A 23,981-nucleotide genomic window follows, 5' to 3' on the forward strand; every position below is an offset into this window, starting at 1 on the left:
AATAATTAATAATGAAATTCTAATTTAACTATTAATTATTTGCTTTAATAAAACGCACGCCTATATTTATAAAAATAAATACATTATTATTATAATTAAAATATATATACATTAGATTGACTTATTAGTAATTTATATATTCCATTTCTTCTCTCAATAATCCTTCATTTTCTATTCTCTTAAGCCAAATAAGAATATCCATAACATCTAATAAATCTTGATCTATCATTACATCAAATAAATGATATTTATGATAAATTTTTCTCGCCAGCTCAGGATAACGAACAACAGGTGTTCCCACTTTTTTAGCATAAGCTTTCACTGCCAATGCTTTATCATTAATACAACTCAATGAAACTAAAGGCATAATGCCATTATCAGGATCAAAATAGATACCAACCGCCACATGGGTTGGATTGACAATAACGGCAGATGAATCCCGGATCACTTTTTTCATGGGTTCATCAAGTAATTCCTGATGGAACTGCCGTCGAGTTGATTTTATTTCAGGATCACCTTCCATATTCTTATATTCTTGTTTAACTTCATGTTTTTCCATCATCATATCTTTCATAAAGATAAAGAAATCAGCAATAATATTTAAAATAAGAATAGGTATTGAAAGAATAAAAAACACAAATACAAAATTAACGACGAGTGAACACCATTTATCAACAATAATATTTAAACTCGATCGGTATAATATAAATATTTCCGTACTATGTAAAATAATAAAAACATAACAAGTAATTAAAAATATAACTATAAATAATAATGTTTTTAAAAGATCTTTTATTGTTCTTATGCTAAATATTTTTTTAAATCCAGATATTGGATTAATATGATTAATATCAATTTTAATGGCTTCAGTCGCAAGCTTAAATCGTGAACTAAATAAAGAAGGGATCGCACCAGATAAAAAAGTGACAACAAGTATCGGTAAAACAATATCAAAAAATAGTTTTGATATTATATTGACATAACTCTTTAATGTGATATTCGTTGGATGAAGTAAAAGAGACTGATAAAAGCGACTAAATTCACTTAAATCAACTTGATGAAACAAATATATAACACCAATAAGATAAACAAGCCCTGATGTTAATTCTTTACTCTTAAAACTTTGCCCTTTTTTTGCAGAGTCATCGAGTTTTTTCTGGGTGGGCTTTTCTGTTTTTTCAGCCATGATAAATACTCATAAAATTAGTATAAAAGTATCTATTATTAAAAAATTCATAAAGCTCTGTGGTCATCGCCGAAGTAAAGAAAAGCAGTAATGATATAAAGGCAATAATTCCTTTTATACATAATGATAGTGAAAATGCATTTAGCTGAGGACAAAATAAAGAATAAACCCCCAATGCCACTTCGCTCAAAAACATAATAATCAGTACAGGTGAAACTAAAACAAGCGCAGTACAAACCATATTATTTAGCCAGTGACCAATGAAAGAATAACCAATTTCTTTGTTAAAATAGCCAATAGGAAATACATCATAGCTATCTTTTATCGTACTCATTAATAAGGTTAGTCCGCCTGTCGATAAAAAATAGGCAGCACAAAATAAACCCGTTAATGAAGCGAATTCAGAAGACTCAATTCCCGTAGTTGGATTGATAGTATCCCCAATACTAGCACCCCGTTGGTTATCAACAAACTCGCCAAATGCAGACGCAATCCAAAATGGAGTGGCAAAAAGAAGCCCAATTAAAACACCAAGAAGTAATTCACTTAATAATATAATTTCCCATATATTTCTTACTTCATCTGTAATAATAATGCTGGGTCTAATTCCCATTGCGATATAAAAAATAATGATATATTTTAATAATTGGCTATTAAGAATACGACTATTTAAAAAAGGAATAAAAAGAAAGATAGGAAATAATCTTGCAACAAGTAAAAAAAGATCAACTAAATAAGTCTGTATATACCCTAGCAGTATTAACATATTATTTATCCTGCAAATCCTAGCGTCATCATCTCTTTTGCATACACTAATATTTTATCACCCATCCACCCCATAGTGACTAATAAGCAAACAAAAACACCAACAAGTTTTACACCAAAAGGCAATGTCTGTTCTTGTATTTGTGTAATGGTCTGTAATAAACCAATTGCCAATCCAATGAATGTCGCAATGGCAATAGGTCCTGCTGAAAGTAATATCACTAAATAAACGGCTTTATTTGCCGCATAAACCATATCCATTACCTTACCGCCATGAGTTCAAGATATTGATTAATTAGTCCTTTAGCTAATAGAGTCCAACCATCCATAGCGATAAATAAAATTAATTTTAGCGGCACTGATAATGTGACTGGGCTCATCATCATCATCCCCAACGCTAATAAAATACAAGAAACAACTAAATCAATAACAATAAAAGGTAGATAAAGATAAAAACCAATAATAAAAGCAGACTTTATTTCACTTAATGCATATGCGGGAAGTAGTGATAACAACGATTTTTCTATATTTTCTTTCTCGCCATAGCTATCAGGTCGATTGCCTTGTGCTTGTTCAAAAAAATCTAATAATTCAGGATCAGAATATTTGTACAAATATTGTTTATATTCCTCTAATGCATCATCCGAAAATCGCTCAAAAGAATCGGGAGAGGTTATATCAACCGGATTTTCAATAAGATATTGATAGGTATTTTTTGCTATTGGTGTCATAACAAACAAAGCCATCATTAATGCAATCGCATTGAGTACCATATTAGAAGGCACTTGCTGAACACCTAAAGCATTACGAGTCATAACAAGTACGATAGAAAATTTTAAGTAGCAGGTTCCAGCAGCAATAATAAAAGGAGCTAATGTTGCTAGTGCTAACGTTAAAATGAGCGTTGTTGAGCTTTCCATATATTTAGTCTTGCAATAAATGGGAACGTTGAATTTCCACAGCTAATCTCTCACCCACTTTAATTAATTCCCCTTGAGCAATAGCAACACCATTAACAACTAATGTAATATGTCGTGAGGCATTATCAGATAATATAATTTGTTGCCCTAGAGCTAGTTTTTCAATTTCCTCAATAGGTAATACTTTACTTTCGAGTAAAAAAGACAGGGTGATAGGAATAGTACCAATTGGTTTTAAATCCCCATTGTCTTGTGTCGCTATATTTGTATCAATATCGTCTATTAATGCTTCTTTCTCTACTTCATTATTCAGTAACTCTTCTTCTAAAACCACCGTGTTTTCTCCTTCTTGCCATTGATAGCTCATCCATTTTTTTTCACCAATAATAAGTGATGAATCAATACTATCAATCAGCACAATATCGCCCAAAGAAAGGGTTTTTAATAACGAAACAGACATTTTGCTATTACCGAGCTGGAATTGAGCAATAGCATTTATTTTATTTTTTGAGGACAACATCCATTCATAATGCCCCTCAAAAGAGCAAATAAATACATCTCCTATTGAGGTATTAACAAAGGGATAACTAACTTTTTTCTGCTCTCCTAAACAGATATTATCTACAGTTATTGACATCTCTTCTTTCGAAAAAGGAAACAATAATTGTGAACATTTCTGTGAGAATAGAACACGAAGATAAGCTTCAGGAACCGTCTCCCAATCTATTTTTTTTTCAGCATACAGTTTATCCATGGCTTGGTTAACAGCAACAAGCCCTGTAAATAAACCTAATGTATTCTTGCCTTTTATTTTAAAATAATAAGCAGATGCGATAGGCAATTGCGCTTCGTATAAAGAAGATAGAATTCTCATTGAATTGCTATTTTGATCCTGACTAATACTCTCTTTAACATCTGATAAGATCATTTTTTATCTTCTTTATCATCGGAAGGATCAATTGCATTAATCTGCCAATGAGAATTATCATTTTCTAATGAAAGCGCTAATCGCCCTTGATATTGATGAAAGTTATCTAAAGAGGATTGATAAACACGCCCAGTTGAAGCAATCAATTCGATCTTTTTATTGATATCAAAATTAATTTTCATCTGATGAAGCGCACTTCCCCATTTTTTAAAAACATAAGTAATACTAGGAGGTTGAGTCATCTTTGATACTTCTTTATAAAGAAGACTTAAAGCAGGTATATCAAGCAGTTTTTTATCTATTAAGGGTTCTTGTATTTTCTGTTGAAACTCTGGTTTTATATTATTGAACATAGATATATCATTAACTTCTTCCTTTACTTTTTTTTCATCCAATTTTTGTCTTGCAGTATCAAATGAAAGACCATTTTTCTCTATTTTTTTACTGCTTGAATGATTATTTTCAGGTGCTGAATAATGTGATTTTTCTATTATATTATTGTGAATGTCCGATGCATTCTCTTTTATTTTAAATGCATTATTCTCTTCAGAAAAAGAGCGTTTCCCTTTATAAGGATGCTGTTTATTTTCTACTTGTTTTTCTATTTTGTTATCTACTTCTACTACATTAGGAACAATGTCTTTCTTTTTTTCTACACTTTCTAATTTCTGATTGACGACATTATTTTCACCAAGAAAATCTAATTCATTAATATCTATTTTACTTTCCTTTTTACCATCAGAAGGACTAATACTTATGCCTTTAGTTGATTTAAAATCACTTGCCATTGTTATATTAGAAGAAGTCGGTACTTTTTTACTTTCATGTTCTGATAGTGGTTTTTTTTCTATTTTCACTTTCTTTGCATGAGCGGAAATTTTTGAAAATATTTTTCTTTGGGTTAATAATAAACCTTCTAAATTTAAAAAATCGGTTTCTTCCTTTTCATCTTTAGATTTTATCTTATTGGATTTTGTTTTTAGGTAATTTTTTAGATCAATATCATCCTGATGATTTAGATGATAAAAATCATCTAATTTTTGTTTTATCTTACTGCGATTTTTAGAGGAAATACTTTCATCATCAGACATTGATAATTGCAAATCAGCAGAAGAAAATGATGATTTTTTAGAAAAAACAGACTTATTCACACTATTTTTTTCATCGGATAAATTTGTATTCAAGATAACATTATCTGTCTTTATTAATATCATACAATACCATCTCCTGTATTTCGTTCTGTTCTAATCTTTCAATATATAACTCTTTCTCTAATGCTTTTCTTTCAAGATAAAGCTTCATTTTATTTTGTTTTTTGATCACCACTTCCCTTTCTTTTTGTAACTTTAGGCTTCCTTTTTTTAATTTTTCTAATTGATACTCTATTTCCTTAATTTGAGTAATAGAAATATTCAATGACGCTAAGACAATAGCTTGTTTACGTTTTTGTTGATTTAACGAAAGAGTAGAATAATGCCCTGCCTTTTCATACATAGGGACTTCATTTTCCAGCGCAGAAGCTAATAACATTTGTTCTTTTTTCTTGTCTTCAGCTTCTTTTATTAACTGTTGATACTTTTGTTGCTCTCTTTCTATTCTTTGCTGGCGCTTAGCAATAGCATTCATCAATACCTGTTGATTAAGAGGTAAGCGCATAAAGTTGATTCAAAGTTTGTTGAAAATCGGCTTTTTCTTTGAAAGATTGAACAAGAAAAGCCTCTATTGCTGATTGTTTATTTACAGCAAGATCGTTTAACTCATTTTCACCCGCACGATATTCACCCACCTCTTGTAATAATTTAATATCCTGTAAACGCATCAATATTTGTCTTATTTTCAAGGCTGCTTTTTGCTGCTCAACATGGGTTACTTGCTGAAAAATACGGCTTACACTGCCTAAAATATCAATCGCAGGATAATGACCCGAAGCGGCAATTTTTCGTGAAAGATAAATATGTCCATCTAAAATAGAACGAATTTCTTCTCCTATAGCATCAGGCTCATCATCACTTTCAAGCAAGACAGTGTAAAATGCCGTGATTGAACCTTTTTGAGTCACTCCTGGTCTTTCTAAGATCGCGGGTAATTTATCAAACACAGAAGCAGGATAACCTTTGCGAACAGGAAGTTCGCCTGCCGTAAGAGCAACATCCCTTAAAGCTCGACAATAACGTGTCATTGAGTCAATAAATAATACGACATTCTTGCCTTGTTCTCGGAAATATTCAGCAACTGTAGTGGCAACTAATGCTGCATTACAACGCTCTATTGCGGGTTGATCTGAGGTTGAGCAAATTAATACTGTTTTTTCGCATCGTTTATCTGCTTTTAATTCCTCGACAAACTCTGTGATTTCACGTCCTCTTTCACCAATTAACCCGATAACAAAAACATCAGCTTGAGAAAAACGGATAAACATATTCATAAGCATTGTTTTACCCGTTCCAGCACTGGCAAAAATCCCCATTCGTTGCCCTAACCCACAACTTAATAATCCATCAACTGCACGAACACCTGATTCAAAAATTGTGGTGATAGGACGTCTTTCACTAAATAAGGGAGGATGACCATCAATAGGTAAATATGAATAGAAGTTTTCTTCTTCTATTTTTTTATTACTAAAGCGTAATAAATAGTTACCTTTAATATCAATCATACTCCCTAAAACATTGGGGCTTAAAGCGACTGAAAATGCATTTCCCGTCGGTATTACGATTATTTGCAAAGAATAACCTTGCGAACTTCCCATCATACTTAAAATCGTAATACCATTGCGGAAACCAATCACGATCGCTTCACCAATAATATGACCATTAATGATTGAATCTTTTAATAAACAAATTTCTCCAATAAATACATCTCGCAGCGTAACTTCAAGAATATTACCTTGTATTCGCATAGGATGAGCCGCGTGATGAAATATTGAAAATGCGTTATTCATTTTTTATCCAATAAACTGTTGATGAATGCTATTCATCATTTGGAAATATTCATCAATTGCCTTTGCCATTGATTCACCATTTTGTAAAGCAATGGGCATAAATGAGGCACGTAGTTCTAATTCCGATTCGACTTTCACTAAAGCAGGCTGCCCCGGATAAAAACTCTCCATTTGATTATTAATACTGATTAATAATAATGATGTGCTACATTGTGATAATAAGTTTTCATCATATTCACCAAGCACAGACCAGATCATAGGAACCTCATCAACAACCAATAAATTAATATCAGGCATATCACCTAAACTAATTGTTATTGTTGAATGATTATCAACAGATTTTCCCTCTGAAAATAAATCATTGCGACCAATTACATTCATAGCATCCATAATTAAACTTGCTAGATCAACAGACATAATCTCTCCTAAATAGATTGTAAAACGTTAATTTCAATGTCAGATGTAATTTCATCATAAGACAATACAGATAATTGTGGATATTGCGTTTCTATCAGTTTTTTAACAAATCGTCTTATATCTATTGCTGTTAAAAAGACATAATCTTGAATATATTTAATCTCATCAATAGCGGTAGATATTTTTTCTATTATCATATCAAGCTCCGCAGGTTCTAAATTTAAAAATGTCCCTGAAGAACTCTGTCTTATTCCACCACGAATAATCTCTTCTACATCATGAGATAAAATAATCACATTAAATTTTCCATCTTTTGAAAAAAAGTGGCTAATATAACGTGAAAGTAGTGATCGTATATGTTCCGTTAAAAGCACAGGATCTTTTTCTTTACTTCCCCATTGTACTAATCCTCCTATAATTGTTTTTATATTTCTAATAGGGATCTTTTCTTGCACTAGACGTTGTAAAACATCATTAATTCGTTGAATAGATACTTGTCTATAACACTCTTTCAATAGCTCTGGTGAGTTTTCCTCTATTTTATCAAGTATATTTTTTGTCTCTTGTATTCCAAGAAATTCAACAATATTTAATGTAATCAAGTTGGAGAATTTTCTATAGAAATAATTTTCTGGTAATTCTACTTTATAATCTAACGATGCTAATTTATCTGCCTCATTTTTATTAACCCAATAATGGCTAACATCATCATCCTTAATTTCTAACATTTTAAAACCTAAAGATAAAAGTTCATCATTATAATTTTCAATATAAACAAAGGGAAAAGGACAATCAAATTCATCAGCCTTAACTTCGTTTATTAAAATAATAATTTTATTTTCATCAATTTTATCTGAGTAATGAATAACAATATCAGGAAGCAATACACCATATTGTAAAATAAACTCTTTTTTCAACCATTTTTCGAAAACTAATTTTGAAAGATACGCTTTCTTCTTCGAGGATACGGTAATAATTAAAGGTAATGTTTCTGCTTGAGATAAAGTAATGTTCTCAGTTAACAAACTATTTTCATCATCTAATTCATTTTTATTTGAAAATAGGTTTGAAATAATACCTTTTTTACCTTCAGGATCTGAAGCATTATCTTCATTTTTTTCATCCTCATTTTCTGTAGAGGCTTCTTTTTTCTTGCTTTTCCATTTTTTTTTAAAGAAATAGCCTCCTAATATTATCGATAAAATAAGGAAAACAGGCGTTGGAAAACCAGGTAAAAAACCAATAACAAAAGCAAGGATGGCCGTCACTAATAATGCAAAATCTTGAGCAAGCAATTCATTCATAATGCTAAAACCAAGATTATTATTTTCACCACCAACACGCGTGACAATAAAACCCGCACTGATAGAAATCAGCAATGCAGGAATTTGGGCAACAAGCCCATCACCAATGGTCAAAAGTGTATAAGTATGTAACGCCTGTGAAATTGATAAATCCATTTGCGCCATACCGACAGAAATTCCCCCAATTAAGTTAACAAAAATAATGATAATGCCCGCAATAGCATCGCCTTTAATAAATTTCATTGCACCATCAAAAGATCCATATAATTGGCTTTCTTGACCTAATTCTTTTCTTCTTATTTTTACTTCTTCATTAGTAATAATGCCGGATTTTAAATCAGCATCAATACTCATTTGTTTTCCGGGCATACCATCCAAAGAAAAACGTGCCGCAACTTCTGCAACACGCTCAGAGCCTTTAGTAATCACTAAAAATTGCACGACAGTGACAATAGAGAAAACAACAAAACCAACGACTAAATTTTCACCGATAACAAACTCACCAAATGACATAATAATTTCACCGGCATCAGCATCTAACAATATTAATCGACTTGTACTAATAGAAAGAGCAAGCCGAAAAAGTGTCGTAATCAATAATAATGCTGGAAAGGTCATAAAGTTCAATATTCGGGTAATATAAAATGAACTCATAAAAATAAGAAGAGAAATAGTAATATTCAATCCAATAAGGAAATCCACAATATACGTTGGCAAGGGTATAATTAACATCATAATAACCAAAATCATAACCGATAATACGATTAACTCTGGTTTGTTTTTTATTGCCAATAGGAATCTATAAATCATAGAAATTATCCATAAATTATTTTTTATTTATTTTCTTTGTTGATATTGTTCTAATCGGAGGTAATTATCTATAATTTTTTGTATGATTATTTGGCATTCATCTTTAAATTCATAAGATAAATATAATGATTCAGGATAATTATTGAACATCGTCTTTAGTCCTTGTAATAACTTCATTTTTATATTAACTAAATAATTCATCCATGCATTTTCTAAAAGAGAGACTAAATACTTTCCCATTTCCTCTGGAAATGTCATTCCATGAAAAATCAATTGATACAGTTCTTTATCTGTTATTTTATTTTTTAAATCTTGTTTTTCGAGTTTATCTATATTGATTTCGATAAAACCATTTAAAGCCCGTAATTTATTAACTCGGTCGAGCAAGTAACCAAACTCTGAACTTTTAGAACAACTGGGCATTAATGATTGCATATCACAGATGATGCTTTGTGTTAGAAAAGTCAAGATAATTGTACATTGTTTAATATCATATTCTTCTATCCACATTTTAAAAAAATAAATAGGCTCAAAATCAAGATTAATAAAACTACGATAAAGATTTCTTAATGTCGAAGCATTGAGGGAAAGTAACTTTGCAAATGTTTTAGCCTGAAGCGCAATATTAATACCAGCTCTAATTTGCTTTCCATTCTCACCTTCAAGTAAACGATTTATCTCATTCTCAATACCTGCATCTAATTGCGAACCTAGCTTTTTTTTTCTAAGTAATTCTCGTAAAACCATAACGAGATCACTTTCATCTGGGAACATTTTACGTAAATAATTGAGCAATTCTTGCAAACTTCGCCCTGATTTTCTAAATAACATCATGACTTTATCAAGTTTTTTATCCGCACCCTCTTCTGCAATATATAATGTACTTTGTCCTCTATTTGCTTTTTTATCTAATGATTGACCAAAACGTTGAGAAAATAGTGTTGCAACCATAGACATATCATCAGATATCTCTATTAATTGATTTTGATAGTTTTGACTTTCATTTATTTTTGGTTGTTTATACTCTGTTTCTTGTTGGCTTTTTTTATCAATACTATTGTTTGCTAAATTTGTAGAATTAGAGGTATTAATAGACCCAATCATAGTGCTACCTCATAAAGGCTTGAAGCTGTTTTAATGCTTGAGATGTTTTTTTATCTATTGGTTGAAATGGATTTTCAATTAAAGATCCAAAATCTTCAGTATCCGTGTTTTCTAATAATCGAGGTTGCAGCATAAAAATACGGATCATTTTTTTATTATTATTAGACTCATATTTAAAAGCTCGGCCAATTAACGGGATAGCACTTAAAAAAGGAACTTTAGTTTCGGCTTTCACATTATCTTCTCGTGTATACCCACCAATTAATAAGCTTCCACCTTCCGAAACACGAGCAACAGTACTAATATTTGTACGGTTAATTACAGGTAATTTTTCAATACTTTCATCATCACCATTGTCGTCTTTTTTTTCTGCACCATCTTCAAGATTAATGATCATCTCAATATCTTTACTTGAATTACCGATACGTGGTAACACACTGATCATCGTGCCAAATGTTGTCGATTCTAATGAAGCAACACGTTCACCTTTTATTTGAGTATAAAAAGTCGTGTTGTTATCAAAAATGGCGGGGGTATTTTCTTGTGTTAATAACATTGGGCGAGATACCATTTGCGCTTCACCATCTTCACTCAATGCTTTAATTTTACCTAAAAAGTTAAAACCAGATGCAGCACTTAAACTTGCCGTATTAAAAAAGAAGCTACCTTTACCCGAGTCATAACTTGCTTGCCAATTAACACCCAAACTATCTGCTTTATTTTTAGAAATATCGATTATCCATAACGACAATTCAACTTGTCTTTTGGGTTTATCTAATTGAGAAATGAGTGACTCGATTAATGCCAACCCCTCTCGGTTTGTCTTTACTAAAAGACTATTTGAACCCGGTAATGGCACTAATTCGACATTATATTGCCCTATTTTAGTTATAATAGGAGCATTAATTTCTTCAATACTATTTACCGCTTCATCGTATTTCTGACTATCGTTATTTTCTAGCGTTTTATGAGGTTCTACCGCTGTTCTTTCTATTCCTTTAGAGGACATAAATAACTGCTGTAGAACAGAAGTAATACCCGGTAACACCACTGTTTCATCGCGTAAGGTATAAGTTCTATCTTGTACAAAGGTATTTTTTAATGGAAATATCTGTACAAACTCATCACCATAGCGAGAACTCCCCACGGGTACTTGGCTATTGGCATTCTCATTAATTTTTTCTTGTGCATCATTATCTAAAAACTCAGCTGCGGCTTTGACTAATTTAATATAAACAGGAGGCCCCGAAATATAAAAAGTACGTTGATCTTGACCTGCACGCAGTGGATAACGCTGATCATATAATCCTACATCTTGTAAATAGTCTTTTAGCTCGATTAGGCCTATATTTTTTACCTGAAAGAGTTCTTGTAATATCTCACTGCTTTCATAAATATAGATTGATTTTCCATCATTAAAATAGAGCAATGACAAACGTTTCACCATCAATTCAAATGCTTCTTCTGGTGAGGAAATATCAAAATTTCCAGTTACTCTTTCCTTTTTTACTGCATTACTCAGAATAAAAGGTTTTTCTAGTTTATCCGATAACACGAGAAAAAATTGTTCGACTCGTGTATCAACCGCAATAAAAACATCCGGTTTTTTCACCTGATGCGTGTAAATAACCTTTCCTTGCGCAGCTTGAGTTTGAAAAGATAAACTGCAACAAAGTGCTAGCCCAATAACACAATAAATTTTATTTTTTATTTTCATAAAGATGTTGACCAATTCGACGAAATTCTGTTGGTGTAATACCAAATAACGTCTTAATTTCATTAGAGAAATGAGATGCAGAACTAAATCCATTATCGACTGCAATTTGTGTCAATGATTCATCGGTTGATAGCGTGGTTAAAATTGAAGATGCTGCACGCCATGAACGCAATTGGCTTTTTCCACAATTACCTAAATAACGTTTACACAGTCGTCTAAAATGCGTACCTGATACTCCATATCGCTCTCCAATTTGTGCAATATTACTTTTCTTCTCATCTAAATAACTAATGAGATGCAAAATAAGCCAATAACTTTCACTGTGTCTTATTGTGACAAATAGAGGCTCTAATTGGCTTTCTGGTTTTATTGCTTCATTTATTAATACGTATTCTAGAGATTTATTAGTATCTTCTATATAAAAAATCTGCTGATTAATATCAAATTCAGATCCTATCGCTGTCATTTTTGAAAAATCACGAGCATAATCAATAAACGCCAATAATCTTGCACAAATAAAAAATGATAGTTTTTCAATACGCCAAGACTGGTTTTCTGATTGGAAAATAACATCATCATTTTTGGCATTATAAATAAAAGCCTTTCCTTTTATAATTCTAGTCTTTTTTTCGTCATATATCTTTACCGGATAATCATTCTTTAAAGGAATGCAAAAGAACAATGAATTACCTAGCAATATATTTTTATCGTCACTTATTTTTATATCATTTATCAACATGGTAAATACCTCTCGTTATGCTTATCATAAAATTAAAAAGTAAAGATAATAAATTTTTAGTTAACTCATTTTTATGATTTTACTTTATATGATCTTACAATAATATCACCTATTATTAACTATAAAGATAAATATCAATTTTTTTCCGTTTATTATTTAAAAAAAGTGGCAGTAATATATCAATACCCACTATCAAATAAAAAACATGTATTTTTTTTAAAAGAATTTTTATTCTCATTTGACTAAACTATATTTATATTATGAATTAATAAAAATTTATCATTAGGCTAAATCCATGCTTTATTATATTTACATCCTCAGTGGCCCATTAAAAGGAACAATCATTCCTCTACCACCCAATCGCTATTCATTATTCTTATACAATAAAGAATGCATTGAAAATAAAAAAGAAAATGATAGAACCATACTTTACATCCCTTGTGATAAACAGGAAGATGAGAAAAAGCTCGTTATTATACTTGATGAAGATAATAGTGAAAATAATAAATATAGAATTGAAAGTAGCTTAATACAAAAAGAAACCGATAAAGAATATCCGTTGAAAATCGATAGTCCAATATATAGCAATGATACGCCTATCATTTTGATTAGTGATAAAAATGATTTATCTTTCGTATCATTTGATTTTAAAAAAAAGAAAAAAACAGGCATCATAAATAAAAAAATTATTTTATTATTAATATTAATAACACTTTTCTTTATAGCATTAGTTTTTTATATAAAAGGACCAACAGAAGAAAAAATCATTCCAACCGTATCAAAAAGTTTAAATTTTAAAGGATATCAAGGAAAAAATGGATATTATTGCGTTTATGATAATTTATACCCGACGTCAAAAATAGAAAACACATTAGAAAATAAAATTATCTATCTAGAAAAAATAAAAAGCTTATCTACCGGTAATAATCATCAAAAAATACATATAATTTTTAAAGATAAATTCAAACCTATTGTTAGCTTTTTTTATCATAACGAAACTGAAAAATTTAAAATAATCAATAATATAAATTCTGATTTTTCAAAGAATTGCCAGCCAACCATTAAAGGAATATCAATACCCAATATCATTAATAATATAAATGAATTTCAGCTAACTAAAACAATAGGTTATACCATTGAAGAAAAAAATAACGGATTAACCTTTATTTTTAATGATGAATTGAGTGTCAGTAACAAAGAAGAACTGGATACTTATATCAAAAAACAAACGGCTATTTTTGGCAGAAAATTTATTTTTTACCGTGAAAATATAAGTAATCCTATGTTGAAAAACAAAGCAACATTACAAGAAGATCATGGATATATCTTTCTTGATAACCAACATCGTTATTTCCCTCAAGGTTAATAACGATATTTATAACCAATAATTTAGAATCAATCTTAGAGGAATACTATTATGCCAGCCTATCCTGTTGCCGACGATGTCAGCTCTATTAATAAAGTTGATGACTATTTTCAAGAGCCTGTAAAAAAACAAAGTGAAGCATTAAAAACTGCATTAGATGCATTAAAAGCAGATACATCAAATGCGGCGGCCTTAGCCGATTACCAAGCAAAACTTGCTGAATATAATATTACGCGTAATGCAGAATCAACGTCGATTAAAGTTGTGAAAGACTTGGCAATGAGCATTATCGGAAATATGCGTTAGTTTTTATTTAATGGAGGCTATATATGGCGATTACCCCATTTGTCCCTGTTCATTTGGCTACATTACCAAACGATAAAAGCACAAGTGATGATAATTTATCCTCAATAATGGTAAACAGCATCACAAATGGTTTTCAATATGAAAAACAGATCCAAGAAAAGCTAACAACATTAAGTCAATTAAGTGATGTTCAAAGTTACAAACAACTACAAACAACACTTAATGACTATACAATTACAATGAATTTAGCGAGCACGTTAGCCAGAAAATCACTGAATATTGTTGAAACATTACTCAAGGCACAATAGTAATGAAAATGCGATATTTGTTTTTGGCATTATTATGTTGCCTGTTTCCATTATTAAGTGGCTGTAAAGATCAATCTCTACTCACCAATTTGGATCAAAGACAGGCAACGGAAATTCAAGCCGTTTTACAAAAACACCAAATAACCAGTACTCGTAAAGCATTAGGAAAAGGGTTATTTGATGTTTCGGTCAAAAAAGAAGATATGGGAATTGCGATTCAAATTTTAGAAGAATATCAATTACCCACACTATCTCGAATTGAAGTGACTCAGTTATTTCCATCAGATGCGTTGGTATCATCACCTCAAGCCGAAAAAGCACGTTTAATTTCTGCCATTGAGCAACGATTAGAACAATCATTACTCACAATTGACCATATTATTGATGCTAGGGTACATGTAAGTTATCCAATATCCCCGACTGAACGCGTTATTCCAACGCCTCATGCTTCAGCTTTAGTTTTTTATGAAGAGGATATGCTAGATAATGATCAATTAAGCGAAGATGTTCGTGCTTTTATTCATAATGCCTTTAACGATATGAATGAAAATAATATTACCGTTTTGTTGTATCCAAGAAATATTAATAAGTTCAACATAATAAATAATCAACTTTATCAAAATAGCTCTGATTCATTTCTTACTTCTTGGTTATTTCTAAGTTTATTATTGGTAGTTATCGCCGTTCTCATTACGATTTCATTGATAATATTTCGACATAAAAAAACACAAAAGGAAGAGAATAATGACAAATCTAACTCCTGAGCAATTCGAAATGATATCCAGTGTAATGTATGATCCACTTAGTTATCTTCATGCAGATTACGATGTATTAGCATCAAATAAAGAAAGTATAATTTGGCATAAACTCGCTAATCGCCAATTAATTCAGCAATATCAACTTATTAATCAACTAGATTGTGACATCGATATTATTGTAGAGAAAATTTTTACGCATTGGGTATTACTTCCCCGTTGCTCTCTATTTTTAGGCTATTTGTACTCTAGAGAAACGCTTTTATTATCTGGTAATTACTATCAGTTAGAACCACAATTAAAAGCGTTTTTATCTCTTTATTCTGTTTTAAATATAGATAAGAAGATAACGGCTCCTCTGGAAAGTATCGTACCCATAAATATCGGCTATCAATTACTCTTTGATTTTATTAATTCAATTTCAACTGCACTGGCTCAACGTTTCACATTGCTTTTTGCACCACAATCATCACTGGTTGAACTTCCTCAGTCACTCTTTTTATCCCGTTCACTTTTTCTTTTGGTGCTAGATTATGCTGCGCTCGCTGTCTGAAAATCTTTTAACATACACTCGTGAAGGTGTATTAATACGGGCTAAATATGTTCGACAACTTGATAATATTTATAAAACCGAATTAGCGACCAAACTCGCGACAAAAAAAATACTCCGAGATTTTAATGAGAAACTAGATGCGCATAATAAGGAGATAGCAAACCAAGCTTATAGTAAAGGATTACAGGCATTATTAGGGGATATATTAAAATTCTCAATTCAATATCAAGAGCAATTGGTACAGTATGAATTTCAAAAAAGGGAGCAAATAATCGCTACTCTTGCTCAATTTTTTGACTCACCAGAAATACAAGTTGAACTCACACGTCGTTTAATTTCAGCAATACCTTCAGAGAAAAAAATAACGCTAGATATTCCAGCAACGCTACGCCCATATCTTAAGAAAGAGCTTGAGAAAGAGCTTAATAATATCAATATTGAATTGATATCTCATGACAACAAGACCATTGCTATTCATGCTGGTGATCAAGTGACTTTTTTTGATCCTGCTCTGTTACTCAATGATTTAAAATCACAATTTCACCAGCCTTTTTCTGAATCTTATCAAGCAACATTTACTCAAGAAATTAAAGACACTCTACTGAAATTTATTAATACGTTTGATGCATCAGATGATATGCATCCTCAAATAGAAACATCCAGTGAGGGTAATAATGAAGATTGATGTTTTAAAAACACAGACCTTATATGAGCCACAACCTCATTTTTCTGCATCAAAGCGCATTGCAAATCAGGAATTAGATCCTTTAATGGCGATACTAAATCCTACCTTTTACCAATATTTAAAAACCACCAACGTGAATACAGTCAAAGATATATTAGCGTTATTAAATAAATTTGATGTTAAAAATGAAGGCAATCAAACCGTAAAAGAAAAACGTCAAGTTGCACTATTAATGTATGCTCACCAAGAAAGTGAATTAGAAAATAGTGATAATAAAGAGGTAATTAATCAGGCGTTAATTTCACTTCTTTCTTACCAAGGCTTTTATCACCAATTTACACTCGACTTATTAGGTATGAACGATAACCAAGATGATTATGAGGGCTTTTTTAAACCCGATAACGCTTCGTTTTCTTTTTAACATTCATTATAGGATCTGTGCTCCTGCACCTTTCTCACCTAAAATATCATCTGGATTGCGCAACGGACAATCACTCAATGATAGACAACCACAGCCAATACAGTGGTCAAGCCCGTTACGTAATCGCTTAAGGCGACGAATACGTTCATCTAAGCGTACTTTCCAATCCGTTGATATTTCGTGCCATTGTTCTGCCGTTAATTTACTATTTGGTGGATACTTTCCCAATATTTCTTGGATTTCTTTTAATGGAATTCCCGTGCTTTGGGCTGCCTTAATAATTGCCACATAACGTAATACAACAGGTGGGTAACGTCGCTGATTACCTGCACTTCGATAACTTTCAATTAAACCTTTTTCTTCATAAAAATGAAGCGTTGAAATGGCAACACCACTACGCTTTGCCACTTCACCGACTGTAAGTGCTCTATTGAAATCTATTTTCTCTTTTTCCATATTTTCCTCTTGACCTCAACTTAACTTGAGGTTTTATAGTCCTCTTCTCAAATTAAGTCAAGCCAGAGGGATGCTGGTTTTTGTTTTTTAAGATTGTTGAGGTTAGGTGAATGCCAAATTCAATTGCACGTATTCTCGAAAGCCATTCTTTATGGTTTATCGCTAGATTACTTATTCTTGTTTTATTTCTTTCTTCTGGCTTTGCCAAAGTCTTTGATTACGAGAATAGTTTGGTGGAAATGCGCGCTGCGGGACTGAAACCTGATTGGTTTTTTAATATTGCCACTGCGATCGTCTTATTTTGTGGCTCACTTTTAGTGCTTTTTGATCGCTATCTATGGCTAGGTGCTGGCGCTTTAGCTGTCTTTTTATTTTTAACTATTGTGATTGTTCATACCTTTTGGGATATGACGGGAGAGAAAGCCACACTGTCGATGTTTTTTGCAATAGAGCATCTAGCCGTTATTGGCGGATTAATGACCACAGCAATGGCAAGTCATTTCAGAGCGTTATGGAAAGAAACTAACGCATAAAACCATAAAAAATAGAAAAACAGTCACTATGAGATCAACAATAATATGAATAAAAAACTTACTCTTACTATATGTACCTCACTCTTTTTACTCAGTGCAGGTGCTGCAGTTTATGCAACAACATCATCTGATGAAGATGCATCACAGCAATTTGCTTACCCCCCCACTAAAGTAGCATTAGCAACCGTACAATCATCAAAATTACCAAATAATATGCAAGGTGTTGGGGAATTAGAAGCCGCACGCCAAGTCTATTTAGCGGCTGAAACCAATGGCCGTATTGCCGTGATTAATTTTGAGTCAGGACAAACTGTTAAAGCCGGCCAAGTTTTAGCTAAATTAAATGATGAACCTGAACAAGCGGAATTATTGCGTTTACAAGCACAATTAACTAACGCGGATAAACTCTATTCCCGTACAAGACAGCTTTATAGTAAAAATGTCGCAGCCGCCGCGCAATTAGACAGTACATTATCTGAGCGCGATATGATTGCCGCATCCATTCGTGAGGTAAAAGCGCGAATTGCACAAAAAGCAATAAAAGCACCTTTTGATGGCATTGTCGGGATCAAACTTGTTCATGAAGGACAGTACCTCAATGCAGGTGAACGTATTGCATCATTAGTCGATGCGAGTCATTTAAAACTCAATTTCTCACTTGATGAGCAAGCTGCTCCCAAAATTTCCGCAAAACAGCCCATTAATATCGAGGTGGATGCTTACCCAGAGATGGTATTTACAGGCTCTATTAATGCCGTCGATCCTCTTATTGGCCCTTCTCGTACTGTACAAGTACAAGCAGTTTTACCTAATACTGATAACAAATTAAAAGCGGGCATGTTTGCTCGAGTACAAGTTACTTCTCCAGATAGTCCTATGGTATTAACCGTACCAGAAACGGCTGTTACTTATACTGCCTATGGAGATACCGTGTTTGTAGCGCAATCTGACAATCAAAAAAACCTTATCGCTAAGCGTGTCTCTGTGAAAGTTGGATTGCGCTACAACGGCATGATCGAGATAAAAGAAGGCTTAGCGCTTGGTGATCAAATTGTCTCATCTGGCCAAATTAAATTAAGTGATGGCATTTCAATTGAGCCTATTGAGCAAGACACCTTAGCGCTCGCTCAATCTGCAATAACAAAACCATAACGGGAGTTAATAATGAAGTTTACCGATATTTTTGTTCGGCGACCTGTTTTGGCATTAGTTGTTAGCACACTGATCCTTTTACTGGGCGCATTTGCGTTCAGTAAGCTCCCCGTTCGCCAATACCCAATGTTACAGAACTCAACGATTACGATTGCAACAGATTATCCTGGCGCTTCGTCTGAGCTGATGCAGGGATTTGTTACCCAACCAATTACACAAGCGGTTTCTTCTGTTGAAGGTGTTGATTATATTTCTTCATCTTCAGTACAAGGTAAAAGTTTAGTCACTGTTCGAATGGAGTTAAATCGTGATCCGACTCAAGCCTTAACACAAGTTATGGCGAAGGTTAATCAAGTTCGTTATAAGTTGCCAGAACAAGCTTATGACCCGGTGGTTGAGCTTTCATCAGGAGAATCTACAGCCGTAGCTTATGTGGGTTTCTCAAGTGAACAGCTTTCTATTCCCGAACTTACAGACTACCTTTCTCGCGTTGTTGAGCCGATGTTCTCATCCATTAATGGCGTTGCTAAAGTACAAGTATTTGGTGGTCAACAATTGGCCATGCGCTTATGGTTAGATGCAGATAAATTAGCAGGCCGTAACTTAACAGCTAGCGATGTGGCAAATGCAGTTCGCCGTAATAACTATCAAGCGGCGCCAGGAAAAGTCGAAGGCGAATTTGTTATTGCTAACGTTTATGTCAATACTGATCTCACTAATGTCGAAGAATTTAAAGATATGGTTATCTCTAATGATGGTAACAATCTTGTCCGTTTACGTGATATTGGTACTGTCGAGCTAGGTGCCGCGGCCACTGAAACTAGCGGTATTATGAATGGTAAAAAAGCCGTATTTTTAGGTTTATTCCCGACACCAACAGGTAATCCACTTGTGATTGTTGATGGCATTAGAGATCATCTAATTGATATTGAAAAAACCTTACCGCCTAGTGTCGATGTAGAACTGGCATTTGAAACTTCACGTTTTATCAAAGCCTCTATTAATCAAGTAGTACAAACGTTAATTGAAGCAATTTTAATCGTTATCGCGGTCATTTATCTCTGTTTAGGATCATTTCGTTCAGTTCTTATTCCTGTACTTGCCATTCCGTTATCGATGCTAGGTGCTGCCGGATTAATGCTTGCTTTTGGCTTTAGTATTAACTTACTCACCTTGCTAGCAATGGTTTTAGCCATTGGACTCGTTGTAGATGATGCCATTGTTGTTGTTGAAAACGTCCATCGACACATTGAAGAAGGGCTATCACCTGTTCAGGCAGCATTAGTCGGAGCAAGAGAAGTTGCCGGCCCTGTTATTGCAATGACAATTACATTAGCTGCCGTTTATGCGCCAATTGGTTTAATGGCTGGATTAACAGGTGCATTATTTAAAGAATTTGCCATAACGCTGGCAGGTAGTGTGATTGTTTCTGGCATTGTGGCATTAACTTTATCCCCTGTGATGAGCTCATTAATGCTAAAACCAAAAGAAAATGAAGGCAAAATGGCTAAAATGGCTGAGCTTGTTTTCGATAAGATGGCTCACTACTATGGTTATGTCCTTAATTTTTCTTTAGCTAATCGCTGGTTAACCGTTGTTTTCGCCTTAGCTGTGTTTGTCAGCTTACCGTTTTTATATAGTCAGACAAAACAAGAGCTGGCACCTTCAGAAGATCAGGCGAGTGTATTAACTGCTGTGAAAGCGCCACAACACGCAAATCTTGCCTATGCTGAGCGCTTTAACCAGAAACTTGATGAAATTTATATGAGTTTGCCTGAAACAGACAGCACATGGATAATTAATGGTACTGATGGCCCGTCAGCGAGCTTTGGTGGTATTAACTTTGATGGCTGGGATTTACGTGATCGCAACGCAGATCAAATACAAGCTGATTTGCAAAATCGCGTCAATAATGTGGAAGGTACCAGTATTTTTGCTTTTCAATTGGCTTCTCTACCGGGCTCAGTGGGGGGATTGCCTGTACAAATGGTGCTACGCAGCCCATTAGGTTATCCCGTTTTGTTTGAAACAATGGAACAAATCAAGCAACAAGCCAGAGAAAGTGGCCTATTTGTCGTAGTAGACAGCGATTTAGATTACAACAACCCCGTTGTTCAAGTGACGATAGATAGAGCGAAAGCCAATAGTTTAGGTATTCGTATGCAAGATATTGGTGAATCACTCTCACTATTAGTAGGTGAACACTATATTAATCGTTTTGGCATGGATGGTCGCTCTTATGACGTTATTCCACAAAGTGTACGCCATCAACGTTTAACGCCTGCGGCTCTTGCTGAGCACTATATTCGTACTCAAGATAATGTGTTAATTCCATTATCAACCGTTGTAAATATTACGACACAAGTTGAGCCTAATAAGCTCACGCAATTTAATCAACAAAATGCGGCGATTTTCCAAGCAATCCCTGCCCCCGGCGTTACCATGGGGCAAGCGGTCGCTTTTTTAGATAATGTGGCAAATTCATTACCTGCGGGCTTTAGTCATGATTGGCAATCTGATTCTCGCCAATTTACCCAAGAAGGAAATACCTTAGTCTTTGCCTTTATTGCCGCGCTTATTATTATTTACTTAGTGTTAGCTGCGCAATATGAAAGCTTAGTCGATCCGTTGATTATCTTAATTACCGTACCATTATCTATTTGCGGTGCATTAGTGCCATTAGCTTTAGGTATGGTGACATTAAATATCTACACTCAAATTGGTTTAGTCACACTAATAGGACTTATCAGTAAGCACGGCATTTTAATGGTGGAATTTGCTAATGAATTGCAAGTTCATAAAAACCTAAACCGTCGTGATGCAATTATTGAAGCAGCAAAAATCCGCTTACGTCCTGTATTAATGACCACGGCGGCAATGGTTATTGGACTTATCCCACTGTTATTTGCCAGTGGTGCTGGCGCGAATAGCCGCTATGGATTAGGGCTAATTATTGTGTCAGGTATGTTAGTCGGCACACTGTTTACTCTGTTTGTATTACCAACGATGTATAGTTTTTTAGCGCGAAACCATCAAGTCAGCGCTCAAACTGAGCGTCAAAAACAGTTACAGCAAATCCGAGAGCAGCAAAACTAAAAAAATAAAAAAATAAAAAACAGTAATGTCGTAAAACTAATCCCCATTGTGAATACAATGGGGATTGTTATACTGATTTTTTGAACAAATATTATTTCATTTTAATATCATCATTGAGCAACGGGATATCCTTTTCTATTGCAAACTTAATTAACTCAGCAATTTGTTCAGGCTGATAAAGCGTATGGACACTGCGCTTTTCCCTTAGATCAGTGATAATACTTTCTAAGCTTTTTTCTTTTTTATTTCCTGCCTCTATCATTTTCATCATTTCCATTAAAGCAATAAATTCCCCTGTTCTTCCTAATCCAGCGAGGCAATGGACAGCGATATTTTCTTCTGTCAGTTTTATTTTTAAATGATCACCAACAGTATCAATTGTATTTTTTAATCTTTCCGCATCTATTCCTGTATGATCTTTCCAATCATAAATATGCACAAATTTTATTTCTTTCTTTTCATCACTATTTTTTTTATTCAATGATTTAATGTATACTTTGCAAGCTAAACGATCTAACTCTGCTCTCTCTTTATTTAATTCCAAACATCTAACACTACTAGATCGTATATCATCTAAATCTAAGTTTCCTCTAAAATATTTAAAACCTTCTTTTTCAAAATCACCTTTATTATATTTATCATTAAGTTTAGAGAGTTTATTTTCAATATCATCATTTGATGCTAGGATATAAACTGTTTTTATATCTTTATCAAATAACATATTAAAATAGTTATTTAAACTCTCTTTATTATTTAATGGGTATTGGGATGCAACAGTCATATGAGGAGAGTTAGAAACACTAACCTTATTTGCAGGTAATACAACATCACCTACTTTAATTAAAGTATCCTTACAATACGCTATGTTATTATATATAGCATCTTTAACAGTTTGATATTTATTCTTATAATTATAACGTTCTAACTTATCAAATAACCTTATCACTTTTTCATCATGTTCATCTGTCATGATACATTTTTTAACGACGTCTAAAAAAGTACTTTTCTTGTTATCTAATATAACCTCTTCATTAGATTTTTGTATGTCAAACTTCGGTAGGTTAGCTCTAGCGTTTTTTCTTCTTGCTAGTAATCCAGATCTATCTGAAGTATGACTAGGCGTTTGATATATTGGTGAATTTATTGGTAGCTTAGATGGTAATGGAGGGGGAGGGCTATTATCATCTAATTGATTAGATATTAATATATTTCCTGAGGATATCGGTAATTTAGAAGAATTAGCAGCTATCGTTCTTTGTGCCAAATTAGGTGCGTGCGATTTTTGATCAGTATTATTAATATGACTAATACTAGTATGTAAAGCATCACTTTTCTTAACATAACTCGTTTCATTACGTCTATCTATTTCCCTAACATTTGGACCACCTACATTTTTTAATAAAAACATATTTATTCCTTTTATAATTTACATTTAAATAAGACCCTCAAAATATTATATTCACTTAAAATTTAAAATATAAAAAAAACATCTTTTTATAGTTAATGTTCATTTTAAAAA

25 protein-coding genes are annotated in these 23,981 nt (G+C 32.9%); 10 read left to right on the plus strand and 15 right to left on the minus strand.

Going from position 1 to position 23,981, the window contains the following annotated elements:
* Window positions 1-124: 124 nt before the first annotated feature.
* From ABN080_RS13910 to ABN080_RS13970, 13 genes are read right to left on the minus strand one after another with little or no spacing between them, the layout of a single operon-like run.
* A complete protein-coding gene (locus ABN080_RS13910; RefSeq protein WP_349441292.1) occupies window positions 125-1,186 on the minus strand; it encodes an EscU/YscU/HrcU family type III secretion system export apparatus switch protein in 1,062 nt (353 codons plus the stop codon).
* Window positions 1,179-1,952: a type III secretion system export apparatus subunit SctT gene (gene sctT / locus ABN080_RS13915; protein ID WP_349441294.1), complete on the minus strand. Its 774-nt coding sequence runs from the start codon at window positions 1,950-1,952 to the stop codon at window positions 1,179-1,181. The genes ABN080_RS13910 and sctT overlap by 8 nt, the downstream gene beginning before the upstream one ends.
* Window positions 1,953-1,957: 5 nt before the next feature.
* On the minus strand, window positions 1,958-2,212 hold the full coding sequence (gene sctS, locus ABN080_RS13920; RefSeq protein ID WP_072069116.1) for a type III secretion system export apparatus subunit SctS: 255 nt from the start codon (window positions 2,210-2,212) through the stop codon (window positions 1,958-1,960).
* Window positions 2,212-2,871, minus strand: a complete 660-nt coding sequence (locus tag ABN080_RS13925; RefSeq protein WP_196571226.1) for an EscR/YscR/HrcR family type III secretion system export apparatus protein — start codon at window positions 2,869-2,871, stop codon at window positions 2,212-2,214. Before ABN080_RS13925 ends, sctS begins: the two co-directional genes overlap by 1 nt.
* Before the next feature lie 4 nt (window positions 2,872-2,875).
* Window positions 2,876-3,799: a FliM/FliN family flagellar motor switch protein gene (locus tag ABN080_RS13930; protein ID WP_349441295.1), complete on the minus strand. Its 924-nt coding sequence runs from the start codon at window positions 3,797-3,799 to the stop codon at window positions 2,876-2,878.
* Window positions 3,796-5,013, minus strand: a complete 1,218-nt coding sequence (locus ABN080_RS13935) for a hypothetical protein (protein ID WP_349441296.1) — start codon at window positions 5,011-5,013, stop codon at window positions 3,796-3,798. The genes ABN080_RS13930 and ABN080_RS13935 overlap by 4 nt, the downstream gene beginning before the upstream one ends.
* Window positions 4,991-5,455 carry a type III secretion protein gene (locus ABN080_RS13940; protein ID WP_349441297.1) on the minus strand — a complete coding sequence of 155 codons (465 nt, stop codon included), beginning with the start codon at window positions 5,453-5,455 and terminating at the stop codon, window positions 4,991-4,993. The genes ABN080_RS13935 and ABN080_RS13940 overlap by 23 nt, the downstream gene beginning before the upstream one ends.
* On the minus strand, window positions 5,439-6,740 hold the full coding sequence (gene sctN, locus ABN080_RS13945; RefSeq protein WP_349441298.1) for a type III secretion system ATPase SctN: 1,302 nt from the start codon (window positions 6,738-6,740) through the stop codon (window positions 5,439-5,441). Before sctN ends, ABN080_RS13940 begins: the two co-directional genes overlap by 17 nt.
* A gap of 3 nt (window positions 6,741-6,743) precedes the next feature.
* On the minus strand, window positions 6,744-7,157 hold the full coding sequence (locus ABN080_RS13950) for an InvB/SpaK family type III secretion system chaperone (protein WP_349441299.1): 414 nt from the start codon (window positions 7,155-7,157) through the stop codon (window positions 6,744-6,746).
* Between the two features lie 8 nt (window positions 7,158-7,165).
* The gene (locus ABN080_RS13955) at window positions 7,166-9,271 is read right to left on the minus strand and encodes an EscV/YscV/HrcV family type III secretion system export apparatus protein (RefSeq protein WP_349441300.1); all 2,106 of its coding nucleotides are present in this window, start codon (window positions 9,269-9,271) and stop codon (window positions 7,166-7,168) included.
* A gap of 27 nt (window positions 9,272-9,298) precedes the next feature.
* Window positions 9,299-10,375, minus strand: coding sequence for a type III secretion system gatekeeper subunit SctW (gene sctW, locus ABN080_RS13960; RefSeq protein WP_349441301.1), 1,077 nt, complete (start codon window positions 10,373-10,375; stop codon window positions 9,299-9,301).
* 4 nt (window positions 10,376-10,379) lie between these two features.
* Window positions 10,380-12,092, minus strand: coding sequence for a type III secretion system outer membrane ring subunit SctC (gene sctC / locus ABN080_RS13965; protein ID WP_349441302.1), 1,713 nt, complete (start codon window positions 12,090-12,092; stop codon window positions 10,380-10,382).
* Window positions 12,076-12,831, minus strand: a complete 756-nt coding sequence (locus tag ABN080_RS13970; RefSeq protein ID WP_349441303.1) for a helix-turn-helix domain-containing protein — start codon at window positions 12,829-12,831, stop codon at window positions 12,076-12,078. The genes sctC and ABN080_RS13970 overlap by 17 nt, the downstream gene beginning before the upstream one ends.
* Window positions 12,832-13,126: 295 nt before the next feature.
* Between ABN080_RS13970 and ABN080_RS13975 the strand changes: the two genes are divergently transcribed.
* The 7 genes from ABN080_RS13975 to ABN080_RS14005 are packed head-to-tail and all read left to right on the plus strand — an operon-like array spanning window position 13,127 to window position 17,225.
* Window positions 13,127-14,197, plus strand: a complete 1,071-nt coding sequence (locus ABN080_RS13975; protein WP_349441304.1) for a hypothetical protein — start codon at window positions 13,127-13,129, stop codon at window positions 14,195-14,197.
* Between the two features lie 51 nt (window positions 14,198-14,248).
* Entirely contained in the window at window positions 14,249-14,503 is a 255-nt protein-coding gene (gene sctF, locus ABN080_RS13980) for a type III secretion system needle filament subunit SctF (RefSeq protein ID WP_349441305.1), read from the plus strand.
* 23 nt (window positions 14,504-14,526) lie between these two features.
* Complete coding sequence (sctI, locus tag ABN080_RS13985; RefSeq protein WP_349441306.1) at window positions 14,527-14,811, plus strand: type III secretion system inner rod subunit SctI; 285 nt, start codon at window positions 14,527-14,529, stop codon at window positions 14,809-14,811.
* 2 nt (window positions 14,812-14,813) lie between these two features.
* Window positions 14,814-15,575, plus strand: coding sequence for a type III secretion system inner membrane ring lipoprotein SctJ (gene sctJ / locus ABN080_RS13990; protein ID WP_349441307.1), 762 nt, complete (start codon window positions 14,814-14,816; stop codon window positions 15,573-15,575).
* Window positions 15,556-16,119, plus strand: a complete 564-nt coding sequence (locus ABN080_RS13995; protein WP_196554542.1) for an OrgA/MxiK family T3SS sorting platform protein — start codon at window positions 15,556-15,558, stop codon at window positions 16,117-16,119. The genes sctJ and ABN080_RS13995 overlap by 20 nt, the downstream gene beginning before the upstream one ends.
* Window positions 16,100-16,804 (plus strand): ubiquitin family protein, encoded by a 705-nt coding sequence (locus ABN080_RS14000; protein ID WP_349441308.1) that lies wholly within the window; start codon window positions 16,100-16,102, stop codon window positions 16,802-16,804. Before ABN080_RS13995 ends, ABN080_RS14000 begins: the two co-directional genes overlap by 20 nt.
* A complete protein-coding gene (locus ABN080_RS14005; RefSeq protein ID WP_349441309.1) occupies window positions 16,794-17,225 on the plus strand; it encodes a hypothetical protein in 432 nt (143 codons plus the stop codon). The genes ABN080_RS14000 and ABN080_RS14005 overlap by 11 nt, the downstream gene beginning before the upstream one ends.
* Window positions 17,226-17,231: 6 nt before the next feature.
* On the opposite strand, the gene soxR is transcribed toward ABN080_RS14005, so the two are convergent.
* Complete coding sequence (gene soxR, locus ABN080_RS14010) at window positions 17,232-17,681, minus strand: redox-sensitive transcriptional activator SoxR (RefSeq protein ID WP_072069134.1); 450 nt, start codon at window positions 17,679-17,681, stop codon at window positions 17,232-17,234.
* Between the two features lie 110 nt (window positions 17,682-17,791).
* On the opposite strand from soxR, the gene ABN080_RS14015 reads away from it, so the two are divergent.
* From ABN080_RS14015 to ABN080_RS14025, 3 genes are read left to right on the plus strand one after another with little or no spacing between them, the layout of a single operon-like run.
* Window positions 17,792-18,214 carry a DoxX family protein gene (locus tag ABN080_RS14015; RefSeq protein WP_349441310.1) on the plus strand — a complete coding sequence of 141 codons (423 nt, stop codon included), beginning with the start codon at window positions 17,792-17,794 and terminating at the stop codon, window positions 18,212-18,214.
* A 45-nt stretch (window positions 18,215-18,259) separates the two neighbouring features.
* Window positions 18,260-19,366, plus strand: a complete 1,107-nt coding sequence (locus tag ABN080_RS14020) for an efflux RND transporter periplasmic adaptor subunit (RefSeq protein ID WP_349441311.1) — start codon at window positions 18,260-18,262, stop codon at window positions 19,364-19,366.
* Window positions 19,367-19,378: 12 nt separating this feature from the next.
* A complete protein-coding gene (locus ABN080_RS14025; RefSeq protein ID WP_349441312.1) occupies window positions 19,379-22,462 on the plus strand; it encodes a MexW/MexI family multidrug efflux RND transporter permease subunit in 3,084 nt (1,027 codons plus the stop codon).
* A gap of 91 nt (window positions 22,463-22,553) precedes the next feature.
* On the opposite strand, the gene ABN080_RS14030 is transcribed toward ABN080_RS14025, so the two are convergent.
* Window positions 22,554-23,870 carry a protein-tyrosine phosphatase family protein gene (locus ABN080_RS14030; protein ID WP_349441313.1) on the minus strand — a complete coding sequence of 439 codons (1,317 nt, stop codon included), beginning with the start codon at window positions 23,868-23,870 and terminating at the stop codon, window positions 22,554-22,556.
* Window positions 23,871-23,981 lie beyond the last annotated feature (111 nt).

Origin of the sequence: Proteus sp. fly-1089, from assembly GCF_040138965.1 — a bacterium.
Taxonomy (GTDB): Bacteria; Pseudomonadota; Gammaproteobacteria; order Enterobacterales; family Enterobacteriaceae; genus Proteus; species Proteus vulgaris_B.